The sequence below is a fragment of the Desemzia sp. FAM 23988 genome, from assembly GCF_045528365.1.
Classification (GTDB): Bacteria; Bacillota; Bacilli; order Lactobacillales; family Carnobacteriaceae; genus Desemzia.
In genome coordinates this window covers 1-12,716 of the sequence record NZ_JBGQQS010000036.1, presented here as the reverse complement: position 1 = coordinate 12,716, position 12,716 = coordinate 1, and the positions used below count along the sequence as shown (strand labels likewise).

Here is a 12,716-nt window from a genome sequence, read left to right as displayed (position 1 = left end):
CCTTTACGATTATATTTAGGCGCTCAAACCTATAATTGTATGGTAACGGTCTTCCTCTTTTTTTGTCAACTTAAAAAACGATCGTCATTCGTCTTTTATTTCTACCACCGAATATTTTACACTAAGTCTTCAAGAGCGTTTATTGCTTCTTTTTCAAAAAAAATGTATGATTCTAAGAGTGTCGCTTAAATTGCGACAGCAGACAAAAACAATAAATACCGTTTTGTTGAAATGGAGGAATACGACAATGCAGAAAAATAAATTGGAGATAGTAAAAGATATTTTCCTGATCACAATTGGCTGCGCTTTATTCGGCTTTAGTCTTGTTAATATCAATATTGCTAACCAATTGGCTGAAGGCGGCTTTACAGGACTTACGTTGATTTTAAATAGTTTGTTTGATATCAACCCTGCTTATTCGATCCTTGTTTTAAATGTGCCGATGATTTTAATCGGATGGAAATTATTAGGGAATCAATCATTGATTTATACTCTTTATGGAACATTTATGCTTTCTTTTTTCTTAGAGATCTGGCAACGAATACCGGTTGTTATTCCGACTAAAGGCGATTTACTGATTGCCGCACTATTAGCTGGTCTTGCCGGAGGAATCGGAAGCGGATTGATCTATCGCTCAGGTGGGACAACAGGCGGTTCAGATATAATTGCTCGGATCGCGGAAAAGAAGTATGGAATCGCGATGGGAAAAAGCTTACTGGCTTTTGACGTGCTGGTCCTTGTCCTGTCGTTGACCTATATCGACTTGCCGCACATGATGTATACATTATTGACCTCTTTTGTCTTTACGCAAATGGTCGATTTCATGCAACAAGGTTCTTATAGCGGTCGAGGCCTATTGATCATCTCCGAAAAAAGCGATGCGATCGCAGACAACATTTTAGCTGAACTTGAACGTGGTGTAACTTACATTAAAGCTGAAGGGGCTTATTCCAAACAAGAAAAAAATATTCTGTATTGTGTTATGGGCTCACATGAAATTGTAGCAGCGAAAAACATTATTAATCAAACCGATCCGAATGCCTTTATTTCGATTTTATCCGTTCACGAAGTGTTAGGAGAAGGCTTTTCTTATGACCCCAAACCTAAAGGTCGTTTTCAAAAGAATAAACAAACTGCGCAAAAACACATTAAATCATAAATATTCACACAAAAATGTTCTGGACCTTAGCGAAAGGTCCAGAACATTTCTTTCTATTTCCACAAAAAAACTCTTAACAAATTTCACAACAGCTGAAATCTGTTAAGAGCCACAAGCCTTATAAACTAGTCTTTTTTTGATGATCCAATAATTCTTTTTCGATTTCTTTCAATTCAGTAGAAAATTCAATAAATTCCTCTCGATTGCCATTTTCCAAAGCTTCATCAATTAAGTTCAACATCAAATGTTTTTTTTCGTTCAAAGAGAGTTTTGTAATGGCGTGTTCTACTTCGCGAATAAGATCTTGGGGAATAGTTTCATTCCAGCGGTGATAAGGATTATCTTCTAAAATCGCAAGATATTGTTCTGTTTTCCAGGGTTCTCTGAATACCAGTTCTAAATACATATCTTCCTGCCAATTGAGTCGCACTTCATGAAAAGCTTGCTCAGGGTCACTAAACGCTTGTCCGTCTTTATAAAACAAAAACGGTTCGTTATCCATACCAACAGTCGACATCATAATCCCTCTAGGAGTCGTTTCCACATCCTCAACAAAATGAACCTTATTTAATACAATATCATGATTGAGCAGATAATTTAAGATCCACATAGATTCTCTTCTTTTTAGTTGATGACGATCTAAAAACCAACCGATGAAGGATTTTTTTTCTTCTAAAGAAACTTGGATGTTCATAGGAAAACCTCCTTATAACTCCTTTAGTATAGTATACCCTAGTCTAATAATAGTTGCCATTGATTGACTCGTAGAAATTCAACATTTCTTCATCAGTAGGTTCTACTTGCAAATAATCCTCTAAAACATCTTTAATGACCGTTCGGTCGCCTTCTTCTCTCAAGTAGCCAACATAACTTTTCAAGAACGAAGGATTTTGGCGGAATGCCGGATAGGCTTTAGAGAAAGCTTTTCCTGCAGCTTCATATTCTTCGATACCTTCATTGGCAATCGCTAAGTTCCAGTAAAATTGTGGATCTGCTTCTTCATCCGTCAACGCTTGTTGGATAAAGTCGATCGTTTCAGAAAATCGTTCTTGTTTATTTAGTAAGTTTGTATAGGCCAGTAAATATCCGGCATTATCGGGATCAAGTTCAATCGCTTTTTGGTAGTATTCTTCCGCAGCATCTTCTCGTTCTAATTTAAGATTGATCGCTGCTCCTTGAAGGTACAAGTCAGGATTGAATTCATCGTACTGTAGTCCTTCTTGAATCACTTCTATTGCTTTATCTAATCGCAGATCTTCTTCTAGCCCTTTAGCCAAGTAAGGATACACAGAAGTGTAGCTAGGGTCTAACTCTTTCAATTTAAACAGGGTTTCATTTGCGCGTTGGAATTCTTTCTGTTGCAAATACGTAAATCCTAATTGGAATAAAGTATCCACGTGTTCATGTTCTTCTAAGCTTTGCTTCAAGTAGTTGACAGCTTCTTCAAAATCACCTAAGGCGCTATATGCTCCACCGCATCTGGCCGCCAAATTGATTCCGGATAATTCTGCGTGTCCTTGAATCAATAAATCTTCATAGCCTTTGATGGCTTGAGCGTATTTCCCCATTGAAAAATGTAATTCAGCTAACGCAAAAATTACGGCCGGTTCATCTCCCACTGCTTCTTTAGCACGAAGCAGTTTGTGTTCGCTCACTTCATATAAACCTTGTACATAGTACAAATCTGCCAACACCAATAAAGCTTGAGGGTAAGCGTCGCTGGTTTCTTTGATTTGCAATAACCAGTCAGAGGCTGCTTCCATATCGCCTTCTTCGATAGCAATTTCTGCTAAACTCACTTTTAATTCATCATTTTCTGGGTATAGTTCAAGCAAATGCACATTGATTGCTTTGGTTTCTTCGTTAAATCCAAGTTGATATAAACTATCACTTAAAAGATACAATTCTTCATCTGAATCTTGTTTCATGGCTTGTAGGAACAGCTCAGTAGCTTCTCCTAAATCGTTATCATGTAAAGCCTGAATCATTTTTTTTCCGTATGACATTCCTAAAACCTCTTTCGCAGTTCAATTCATTTAGTTATTCACCAGTTTAACACAATTTTTAAGATAAAAATAGTTGTCCTGATCAGTCACTGAACTAAAATAAATGGCACTGTTTGAACAATATTCCAACAAATTTAAAATTTCACAATTATTTTTGGTCTAGACCTTTACAAAATAGAAATAGCGCTGTACTCTAAAAACGAAAAATTTATCAATCCATCTTAGGAGGTACTTAATCATGCATTTAGATTTTACAAAGGAAGAATCTCAGGATATTGAAGCATTTGTAAGTAATTTAACGTTGACCAAAGAAGAGTATTTTCTATGTCTCCATAAGAAAAATGTGTTCACTAAAGAAGCTTTGCAAGATAGGCTAAATTTCAGGTGTTTTATTGAAGACTATCACCACATGTTGGAGAACTTGTACGATTACAATTTTGTGATCAAAGATATGATCGAACACAATAACGATACAAAAATAATCGATTCGATCCTTTACTTTTTAGATACGACCATCAAAGATCCTATGGTACTGTCGCAACTATATGCAATTTATAAAAAACAGACCCAAAACGACCTTTCTCCATTCCAGTAAAACATGGGTTTTTAAATACATCTAAACAGCTGCCCCATATTTAAAAGTATGCATAGAGTCCGTTTCAACAACTAGGAAGAAACGAACTCTGTCAATGACTTCTACACATCGAATAGCTGCTTAGGTAAAGACCTATGTTCTGTATTGGATATTAAAAATGAGGATGATCGTTCTTTAATCCGAGAAGTTGAAAATTTGTGCTCCTTTGCAATACTATTGATTCTCCAGACATAGCAAAAACCCTTGATTTCTCAAGGGTTTTTTGCTGGTCTTATTTAACTGAATCTTTAAGCGCTTTACCTGGTTTGAATGCAGGGACCTTGCTTGCTGCGATTTCGATTTCTTCCCCAGTTTGAGGATTACGTCCTTTACGAGCTGCACGGTCACGTACTTCAAAGTTACCAAATCCGATGATTTGAACTTTTTCGCCATCGCTTAATAGTTCTTGAATAGATCCGAAAACTGCGTCTACTGCTGTAGTTGCTTGTTTTTTGTTAAGATCTGTTTTAGATACTACGCTTTCGATTAATTGTGCTTTGTTAGCCATTTATATTTCACCTCCTCGAAAAGAAGATTCGATGTTTTGTTTTTGTAAACATCCTAAGCCATTTTTGAGTGGTCCAAAAATGACATCCAGCGAAATGAAAATTAGTTGATCTAAATGACATTTCAATTAAAAAGATATCACACAAAAGTTGATACTGCAATGTTTTTTACTGATTTCCGGCATTTTTTCGCAAGGTTTGCGTTAATCTTTCAAAACTATTGAACTTCATCACAAACTGTGATAAAATGCCGTTTACCAGTTTTTGGTTGCTCTTTTATTTTCTGTTACGAGTAATCAAACGGATAGGTGTTCCCTCAAACGAGAAGGTATCACGAAGACGATTTTCCAAGTAACGCGCATAAGAAAAGTGCATCATTTCAGAATCATTCACAAACACGACAAAAGTAGGCGGTTTGATCGCCACTTGAGTAGCATAGTAGATTTTCAAACGTTTTCCTTTATCTGTCGGTGTCGGATTCATCGCTACTGCATCCAAGATAACTTCATTCAATGTAGAAGATTGGATACGCAGTTTTTGATTTTGGCTGACCATGCTGATCAGTTCCGGCAATTTGTGCAATCTTTGTTTTGTCAAAGCTGATACATAAATGATAGGCGCATAGCTTAAGTAGGCAAACTCTTCTCGAATAGTTTCTTCAAATTCTTTCATTGTAGAGTTCTCTTTCTCGATCGCATCCCATTTATTGACTAAAATAATGATCCCTTTTCCAGCTTCATGTGCATAACCGGCAACTTTCTTATCTTGCTCTCTAATGCCTTCTTCTGCATTCAGGACCACTAGGACGACATCTGAGCGTTCAATGGCTCTAAGGGCTCTTAAAACACTGTATTTCTCTGTATTTTCGTACACTTTCCCTTTTTTACGAATACCGGCAGTGTCGATCATCACAAATTCTTCCCCGTCAGCTGATGTGAAAGAAGTATCAATTGCATCACGTGTTGTTCCCGCTACGTTCGACACGATTACACGATCTTCACCTAAAATAGCATTCACCAATGAAGATTTCCCTACATTCGGTCTTCCGATCAAACTAAATTTAATGACAGAATCATCGTATTCTTCTTCTTCCTCTTCAGGGAAGAACTTGATGGCTGCGTCTAGTAAGTCTCCTAACCCAATTCCGTGACTTCCAGAAAGAGGGTACGGATCTCCTAATCCTAAAGAGTAAAATTCAAAGATTTCTGCTCTCATTTCAGGGTTATCAACTTTGTTTACCGCTAATAACACGGGTTTATTGCTTCGGTACAATATTTGAGCTACATTTTCATCCGCATCCGTTACACCTTCTCTTACACTAGTAAGAAAGACGATCACATCTGCCTCTTCAATAGCAATTTCTGCTTGTTGTTTAATTTGTTCTAGAAAGGGTTCATCCCCTATATCAATTCCACCTGTATCAATCACATTAAATTCTTTTCCTAACCATTCTGCTGGAGAATATATCCGGTCACGGGTTACCCCTGCTATATCCTCAACGATAGAAACACGTTCTCCGACAATACGGTTAAAAACTGTTGATTTTCCTACATTTGGACGACCAACGATGGCGATTACTGGTTTTGCCATGTTCTAGCCTCCTCTTTTTCTACTTTAGTACTTTACTAGTTTAGTTGAATTCCTTTAAACTTGCAAACACCAATTGTATTTTACCCTATTTTACCATTTTATTGTTACATTATGGACAAGTTTCTCATTTTTATTTTTTGATACAAAAATAAGCGTATGGTTCCAACTAGAACCATACGCTTATTTATAAAGAATTAGTTGTCTTCGTTTTGATCTTCTGTGTCAAGATCTGCTAGTTGGTCTCCAATCAAATCTCCTAATGTAAAACCGGTATCTTCGTCCATTTCTGGAACTTCCTCAGCCTTAGGTTCTTGATGGATACGCTCTGGTTTAGCTTCCAACGCTTTGATACTTAATGACAAGCGTTGTTCTTCTGGACTGACAGACAATACTTTCACTTTGATCTTATCTCCCACATTTAATACTTCATGCGGTGTTGCGATATGATTGTGTGAAATTTGAGAAATGTGAACCAATCCTTCTACTCCCGGGAATACTTCCACAAAAGCTCCGAAGCTGGTTAGACGTTTCACTTCACCATCAAGTACTGCCCCTGCAGTAGCGCGCTCTTCAATATCTTCCCAAGGTCCTGGCAAGGTATCTTTAATAGATAGTGAAATACGGCCTTCTTCTTTATTGACAGAAAGGACTTTCACGTCCACTTCTTCTCCCACAGTCAATACATCACCTGGTTCATTCACGTGACCGTAAGAAATTTGAGAGATATGAACCAACCCGTCAACTCCGCCAAGATCAATAAAAGCACCAAAGTTTGTTAAACGAGCCACTGTTCCTTTGACCACGTCGCCTTCTACTAAGCTGTCAAGAACTTCGCCTTTTTTAGCTTCATTTTCAGCTTCAACAACAGCTTTATGAGAAAGAATCAAACGATTTTCGCTTGGTTCGATTTCAATGATTTTAAAGGTCAATGTTTTTCCTTTATATTCAGAAAAATCTTCTACAAATTGTACTTCTACCATAGAAGCAGGAACAAAACCGCGAACGCCAACATCTACTACTAGGCCGCCTTTTACGACATTCGTAACTGGAGCTTCAATAATAGTGCCTTCTTCGTATTCTTTTTGGATTTTTTCCCAAACTTTTTTCGCATCAATGCGTCGTTTGGACAACATATAGCTGCCATTTTCTTTATCTTTGCTTTCTTTGATGACCACTAAATCAAGCGTTTCGCCTACAGTGATGACATCTGACACATTTTCAAAAGGAGATGCCGACAATTCATTATGTGGAATAACTCCTTCTAGTCCGCCGCCTAGCCCAACGATTGCTTGTTTGTTTTCGTCAATTGCTAACACTTCGCCTTGGACAACGTCGCCGATATTGATTTCTTCAACATCCTTCATTACTTCTGACATAGATTGTTGTTCTTCTACTTCATGCATGTTCTCATTTTCTGTCATGTGACTTCCTCCTAATAACCAAATAAATCCTACATGTTTATTTTACCGAATTATACAGCAGAATGCCAATAAAAGACATGCATTTCCTAAAAAAGATTAAAATTCAATGAAATTACTCATCAATTCTTTCATTTTCTCCACCACTTGTTCGATTGACAGACTAGTCGTATCTAAACGAATGGCATCCTCAGCTTGTACCAACGGAGACACTTTTCGGTGAGAATCTTTGTAATCACGGTCTTCTATTTCTTTTTGCAATACCTCTAATGGAGTAGTAATCCCTTTACCGATATTTTCTTTGTATCTTCTTTCAGCTCTTTCTTTTGCACTGGCCACTAAGAAAATTTTCACTTCAGCATCTGGCAAGACGGCGGTTCCAATGTCTCTGCCATCCATTACAATGCCGCCTGCTTGAGCAATCTCTTGCTGGCGGCGTACCAATTCTTCCCGAACACCTTTATGAGCAGAGACAGCTGAAACATTGTTGGTCACATCTGGTTGTCTGATATCCGCCGTAACGTTCTCATGATTCAAAAATACTTTTTGTTGATTTTCGTCCGGTTCAAATGAGATCTGAGTATCTTTTAGTAAAGCTACCAGCTTTTCTTCATCCTCTACGTCTATTTCGTGTCTCAATGCTTGCAATGTCAGTACGCGGTACATTGCTCCTGTGTCACAATAAACGTAATTTAATTCACTGGCCAATATTTTGGCTACGGTACTTTTCCCAGCAGATGCTGGACCATCAATCGCAATTTTAATTTTTTTATTCATGATTAACCTACTTTCTGTTCTTACAAAATATCACTATCTGTTATTATACATCAGATAAGCGATTTACTCACAAAAATTTTGCGCAAAAATAGAGGAGCCAAGACAGTTGTGTCACAGCTCCTTTAAAAGACTATTTATTGTTAACGGTCTGAAAAAAAAGACAAGCTCCTGATTCAACTGAGTAACAGGAAATTTTCCTTTTACTCTACATCAGTTTACGACAAGTGTAGTGCCTACTGACACTTCATCCGTTGTTAATCCATTTAACGATTTTAATTGATCGGTCGACATACCATGGTTCAACGCGATTCTGTATAAGTTATCGCCTGCTTTAACCGTATAAGTATTAGTCGTTTGAGATTCAACAACTTCTGTAGATTCTTCACTGACTGTACTTTCTTGAACAGATTGAGATTCGCTTTCCACAACTTTAGAAGATGCAGCACTTTCCGGTTCGCTAGAAGCTGCCTCGGCCTGAGTAGTTTCACTTTCAGATTGAACTGCTTTAGACTCCTCAACTTCTTCCGATTCTGAACCCATCGATTCGCTTTCTGATTCTTCTGCTTGACTGCTTTCGCTTGATTCGTTTTCTTTAACCACTAATTTTTCAGTTTCAGGTTCAGTTGTATTTTGAGCGTTGTGAGTATAAAAAATATAAGCACTAGTTGGTAAAATAATAAAAAGGGCTAAAAATATCCATAATGACTTCAATACAGGTGATATAGCTTTATCCGCTTTTTTTCTTTCCGTTCTTGAGTAATTGCCATTTGTATATCCCTCATTTTCATCAAATGTACGAGACCATAATTCGTCTGTATCATTTGAATGACCTTTTTTCTTTCTGGCCATCTTAATCCCTCTCCTTTCTAAACTTCTAGATTATTATAGCATAGGATTAGTCTCTTTTCCTCATAAATTTTTCAACAAAAATAAGTCATTTAGCCTGTTTTCCCATTCATTTTTGAACTCTTTATGACTATGTTCTCTGCTTTCATGAGGCAGCTCATATTTTTCGAAATTGATCCCACAAGATATACAACACTGTTCAGGCTTATGTTGCAAGGTCTCTTCGAAATAATGCAGCAGCATCTCTCGTTTACAATCCGCTGTTTGAATGTAGTGCAGCATAAAATAGAGCTGATTTTCTTTTATTTGTCGCTGCAAAGCTATTTTCTGTTTAACTTCTTGGATAGGTTGCTGAGTCTCTATAAAGTAACTCAACAATTGTTTATGAACATCATCTTTGTGGACCAAATCTAATTTAGACGGATCCCGGTACACCATTTCGATCACCTCATCTGACGGAAGTGCTTCTTCTTGGAACCGCTGATGAATAAAATGATCTCCTCGTTCATAAAATAGCAAAGCTATACTAGGGTCACCGTCTCTTCCAGCTCTTCCTACTTCTTGCAGATAAGCCTCTGGACTGGCAGGTAAATGATAATGGAACACAAACCGGATATTGTTTTTATTGATTCCCATTCCAAAAGCACTGGTTGCACAAATGATGTCGATTTGATCTTGGATAAACTGATTTTGGATTTTTATTTTATCTTCTGTCTCTAAACTGGAGTGGTAACTTTCTGCTGACAGAGCCGTTTTCGTTCGAATCATCCCAGCGATTTCATCAGCTTTCTTTTTGCTTGAAAAATAGATAATACCTGGCTTCTGTAATTTTTGCAGTTGCTCAATAATCAATTCGTTTTTATTATTTTCACACAAAATCGTTCCAAATGCTATATTGGGTCGATTGACAGAATAAAGTACCTGTTGAGTAGTGCTGCGATCCAGCTTTAAACTCGTTAAAATCTCTTCTCTTACTCGCGGAGTAGCTGTAGCAGTTAAAGCCATTGTCAGAGGGTTTCCAAGGACTTTTCGCACCGCTCCTAAAGTAGAATATTCCGGCCTAAAATCCATTCCCCATTGTGAAATGCAATGAGCTTCATCCACCACAAATAAATTCAACTGGATTTTCTTCAGCGCTTCTAAAACCGTTGGCTGGTGCAGCATCTCAGGAGACAAATAAATAAATTTAAATTGATGCAATTGGTTCAGTACTTGCCGTTTGTATCTGGATGGAAGCATACTGTTCAGTGCAACCACTCTTTTTTCGCCGTTCATTTTTAATTGTTCTACTTGATCTTGCATCAATGAAATCAAAGGAGAGATGATAACGGTAGTACCGCCCAAGGCGTAGCCAGTCAATTGGTAACAAATCGATTTTCCAGTCCCTGTCGGCAGCATCACTAGTGAATGTTGTCTCGACAAAGCCGCTGTTATCGCTTCTTCTTGCCCTTCTCTAAAACTGTGGAAACCAAATTTGTCGGCTAACAATTGATATATATCAGTTTTTTCCTTCATTTGCTCTCCTCCTTTCAATTTGCATTAATCGAAACCACCAGAATTCCAAATTAACAAGACGGTCTGAAGCTTCTTGAAATGAAACTTCCGGAGAATCTGCCAGCAATGTCTTTAAAGAAGTGTAGATTTCTTTTGGTATAAATGGCTCAATCTCTACTGTTGGAAAAAGAATCACCAACTCTATCAAGTGTTCGGAAATGGTGCTTTTCTTTAACCGACGGATGTGAACAATTTTTTCAATAGAGAACCCTTTTTCCAGTAACAAAGCTGTTTCTTTGGCGCTATGTGACAACCCATTTTTATTAGGAGCAGCCGTGTCTTTTACGATAGAGGCAAATAAAGGAACTTGTTGATGGATTTCATGGATTTGTTGGATAAGGCAACTCATAGCATCGTATTGCCTTACCGTTATCTCCAATTCCGGGATATTCATTTGTTGTGCCAGTTGTTTTTTGGTCAGACCTACGATATCATGTCCCGACATCAGATGAACTAAAATAACCGCATTTTCTGTTTCTAAATTAGATAGGAGTACTTTCCACTCCATCCCAAAGGCAGCTGCCAACTCTTTAAAGGGCTTGGATTGTGTTGCAATCCACCTCTTGACCCATTGTTGAATATCATACTCTTTTTCTACAGGTAAATAGCGTTTATTTTCATACCGGATTTCCGAGAGAATTTGGGTAATAAAATAGATCTTTCGTTGAACGTCTCGTACCATACGACCTTGTGTCAACCAGTTTAAATGATGTGGCTGATAATGATCTGAAAGATATTGTCGAACACTGTTTTCACCTGTTTGTGATAGAAGGTATTCTTTGCTGTCATGCGTATACAATAAATACCCACTAGAGGTCAACTCTTCTAATTTTTGATAAAACACTGAACGATCTAGTTGTGGGAAAAAACCAAAAAAAGGTTCCAAGGAATAATCTACTGCACGATATAAAATAGAAGCTGTCCGCTTCCCTTGCAGAATATGAAATACCGTTGACCCTTTTTTAGCTTGAGTGTTAGAAAAAAGAGCTAATATAAATAAGTCGTTATATGTGAGTGCCATGACTTTTTTCCAGCCTTTACATGTTAAATTTCTGTTTCATTAAAAGAGGCAGTTGAGATCTCTTAACCTTACTATACCAAATATAGACCTAAAATATTGTTTTTGGTACAAAAAAAACTGCCCTAAAGGCAGTTTTTTTGCTTGTGTGATTATTTATTTACAGAAACCTGTTTGTATTGGCTATTTCGTAAAAGCCATGGTTTTAATTTACCAAATAATACAATAAAGACTACACTGATCAAGAAACCTTTTGCAATATTAAATGGAAGTACTCCATACAATACGTAATTTATCATTGGACCAACATCAAAATTTAAGACCATCATGTAAAGTGGTGCAACAACATAGTAATTCAATACTGACAACACGATCGTCAAGACAATGGTTCCAGCAGCACTACCTAGGATGAGACCTTTCAAAGATGTTCCTTTTGCACGGACAACCGCGTAAAGAGGAAGAAGATACGCTACGGAAGCGATAAAGCTTGTAGCATCTCCAATTGGGAATCCAGCATCTCCACCAGTTTGTACATAATGTAATAAACTTCGGATAAACGCGATAGCAATGCCACCAACTGGACCGTATAAAAACATTCCGATGATATTAGGCATATCGCTGAAATCTACTTTCAAAAAAGAGACTCCTGGTACTAATGGAAAAGAGAAGTTGATCAGGATAAACGACATAGCGCCTAATATAGCTACTCCAACCATTTTCTTTGTATTTCTTGTTTGCATAAAAATCCTCCTAAAAGGATTCATCAGCGTGAGCATCTTGCGGTTAATACGAATAGAAATAAAAAATGCTCCGTCTGCTCTTCTTCAGAATAGCAAACGGAGCATTTGAATATATAACGATTCAAATAACCCCATCTTCTTTATCCAGACTTTACTGTCGGTACTGGAATTACACCAGTTCAACCAGAATGAGTAAGCTCATTCAGTTCGTGGACTTTACCACCGGTCGGGAATTACACCCTGCCCCTGAAGACGAATCAATTTTTTATTTTCCTTACATAAAACATTATATCTTATTGTGAAAAAAAAATCAAGCACTCCACTTACTTTTTTTTAGTAAATTATCGTTCGAACGTGATAATGTCCTAAGTAGGTCGAAGCATAAAATGTCCCAAAATGATAAAATAAAATCATGAAAAGGATAATACTAACGATGAATGAAGATAAGAAATATAAAGTAATAAAAGC

Annotated in this window: 12 protein-coding genes and 1 riboswitch; of the genes, 2 read left to right on the top strand and 10 right to left on the bottom strand. The window is 37.3% G+C overall.

Annotated features, from left to right (window positions below; translation table 11 throughout):
• Positions 1 to 247: 247 nt before the first annotated feature.
• A complete protein-coding gene (locus ACEN4L_RS12930) occupies positions 248 to 1,159 on the top strand; it encodes a YitT family protein (protein ID WP_407097657.1) in 912 nt (303 codons plus the stop codon).
• Positions 1,160 to 1,277: 118 nt separating this feature from the next.
• Here ACEN4L_RS12930 and ACEN4L_RS12925 read toward each other — a convergent pair whose 3' ends face one another.
• A complete protein-coding gene (locus ACEN4L_RS12925; RefSeq protein ID WP_407097656.1) occupies positions 1,278 to 1,853 on the bottom strand; it encodes a ReoY family proteolytic degradation factor in 576 nt (191 codons plus the stop codon).
• A 43-nt stretch (positions 1,854 to 1,896) separates the two neighbouring features.
• The gene (locus tag ACEN4L_RS12920) at positions 1,897 to 3,165 is read right to left on the bottom strand and encodes a tetratricopeptide repeat protein (RefSeq protein ID WP_407097655.1); all 1,269 of its coding nucleotides are present in this window, start codon (positions 3,163 to 3,165) and stop codon (positions 1,897 to 1,899) included.
• A 238-nt stretch (positions 3,166 to 3,403) separates the two neighbouring features.
• Between ACEN4L_RS12920 and ACEN4L_RS12915 the strand changes: the two genes are divergently transcribed.
• Positions 3,404 to 3,760: a hypothetical protein gene (locus ACEN4L_RS12915; RefSeq protein WP_407097654.1), complete on the top strand. Its 357-nt coding sequence runs from the start codon at positions 3,404 to 3,406 to the stop codon at positions 3,758 to 3,760.
• Positions 3,761 to 4,031: 271 nt separating this feature from the next.
• Here ACEN4L_RS12915 and ACEN4L_RS12910 read toward each other — a convergent pair whose 3' ends face one another.
• From ACEN4L_RS12910 to ACEN4L_RS12875, 8 genes are all read right to left on the bottom strand, one after another.
• Positions 4,032 to 4,307: an HU family DNA-binding protein gene (locus ACEN4L_RS12910; protein ID WP_204210794.1), complete on the bottom strand. Its 276-nt coding sequence runs from the start codon at positions 4,305 to 4,307 to the stop codon at positions 4,032 to 4,034.
• Positions 4,308 to 4,581: 274 nt separating this feature from the next.
• Positions 4,582 to 5,895: a ribosome biogenesis GTPase Der gene (gene der, locus ACEN4L_RS12905; protein ID WP_407097653.1), complete on the bottom strand. Its 1,314-nt coding sequence runs from the start codon at positions 5,893 to 5,895 to the stop codon at positions 4,582 to 4,584.
• Between the two features lie 194 nt (positions 5,896 to 6,089).
• Positions 6,090 to 7,316 (bottom strand): 30S ribosomal protein S1, encoded by a 1,227-nt coding sequence (gene rpsA, locus ACEN4L_RS12900; protein ID WP_407097652.1) that lies wholly within the window; start codon positions 7,314 to 7,316, stop codon positions 6,090 to 6,092.
• Between the two features lie 96 nt (positions 7,317 to 7,412).
• Complete coding sequence (cmk, locus tag ACEN4L_RS12895) at positions 7,413 to 8,090, bottom strand: (d)CMP kinase (protein WP_407097651.1); 678 nt, start codon at positions 8,088 to 8,090, stop codon at positions 7,413 to 7,415.
• Between the two features lie 210 nt (positions 8,091 to 8,300).
• The gene (locus ACEN4L_RS12890) at positions 8,301 to 8,939 is read right to left on the bottom strand and encodes a LysM peptidoglycan-binding domain-containing protein (protein WP_407097650.1); all 639 of its coding nucleotides are present in this window, start codon (positions 8,937 to 8,939) and stop codon (positions 8,301 to 8,303) included.
• A 60-nt stretch (positions 8,940 to 8,999) separates the two neighbouring features.
• Positions 9,000 to 10,451: a RecQ family ATP-dependent DNA helicase gene (locus ACEN4L_RS12885; RefSeq protein ID WP_407097649.1), complete on the bottom strand. Its 1,452-nt coding sequence runs from the start codon at positions 10,449 to 10,451 to the stop codon at positions 9,000 to 9,002.
• Entirely contained in the window at positions 10,435 to 11,511 is a 1,077-nt protein-coding gene (locus tag ACEN4L_RS12880) for a helix-turn-helix domain-containing protein (protein WP_407097648.1), read from the bottom strand. Before ACEN4L_RS12880 ends, ACEN4L_RS12885 begins: the two co-directional genes overlap by 17 nt.
• A gap of 149 nt (positions 11,512 to 11,660) precedes the next feature.
• Positions 11,661 to 12,248 (bottom strand): ECF transporter S component, encoded by a 588-nt coding sequence (locus tag ACEN4L_RS12875; protein WP_407097647.1) that lies wholly within the window; start codon positions 12,246 to 12,248, stop codon positions 11,661 to 11,663.
• Between the two features lie 129 nt (positions 12,249 to 12,377).
• Positions 12,378 to 12,506: riboswitch (FMN riboswitch) on the bottom strand.
• Between the last annotated feature and the right edge of the window lie 210 nt (positions 12,507 to 12,716).

Excerpts from the sequence above, each read along its gene's own strand:
- ACEN4L_RS12920 (WP_407097655.1), bottom strand. The coding sequence starts at position 3,165 with ATGTCATACGGAAAAAAAATGATTCAGGCTTTACATGATAACGATTTA.
- der (WP_407097653.1), bottom strand. The coding sequence starts at position 5,895 with ATGGCAAAACCAGTAATCGCCATCGTTGGTCGTCCAAATGTAGGAAAA.
- ACEN4L_RS12910 (WP_204210794.1), bottom strand. The coding sequence starts at position 4,307 with ATGGCTAACAAAGCACAATTAATCGAAAGCGTAGTATCTAAAACAGAT.
- ACEN4L_RS12915 (WP_407097654.1), top strand. The coding sequence starts at position 3,404 with ATGCATTTAGATTTTACAAAGGAAGAATCTCAGGATATTGAAGCATTT.
- ACEN4L_RS12885 (WP_407097649.1), bottom strand. The coding sequence starts at position 10,451 with ATGAAGGAAAAAACTGATATATATCAATTGTTAGCCGACAAATTTGGT.
- ACEN4L_RS12875 (WP_407097647.1), bottom strand. The coding sequence starts at position 12,248 with ATGCAAACAAGAAATACAAAGAAAATGGTTGGAGTAGCTATATTAGGC.
- ACEN4L_RS12890 (WP_407097650.1), bottom strand. The coding sequence starts at position 8,939 with ATGGCCAGAAAGAAAAAAGGTCATTCAAATGATACAGACGAATTATGG.
- ACEN4L_RS12930 (WP_407097657.1), top strand. The coding sequence starts at position 248 with ATGCAGAAAAATAAATTGGAGATAGTAAAAGATATTTTCCTGATCACA.
- ACEN4L_RS12925 (WP_407097656.1), bottom strand. The coding sequence starts at position 1,853 with ATGAACATCCAAGTTTCTTTAGAAGAAAAAAAATCCTTCATCGGTTGG.
- rpsA (WP_407097652.1), bottom strand. The coding sequence starts at position 7,316 with ATGACAGAAAATGAGAACATGCATGAAGTAGAAGAACAACAATCTATG.
- cmk (WP_407097651.1), bottom strand. The coding sequence starts at position 8,090 with ATGAATAAAAAAATTAAAATTGCGATTGATGGTCCAGCATCTGCTGGG.
- ACEN4L_RS12880 (WP_407097648.1), bottom strand. The coding sequence starts at position 11,511 with ATGGCACTCACATATAACGACTTATTTATATTAGCTCTTTTTTCTAAC.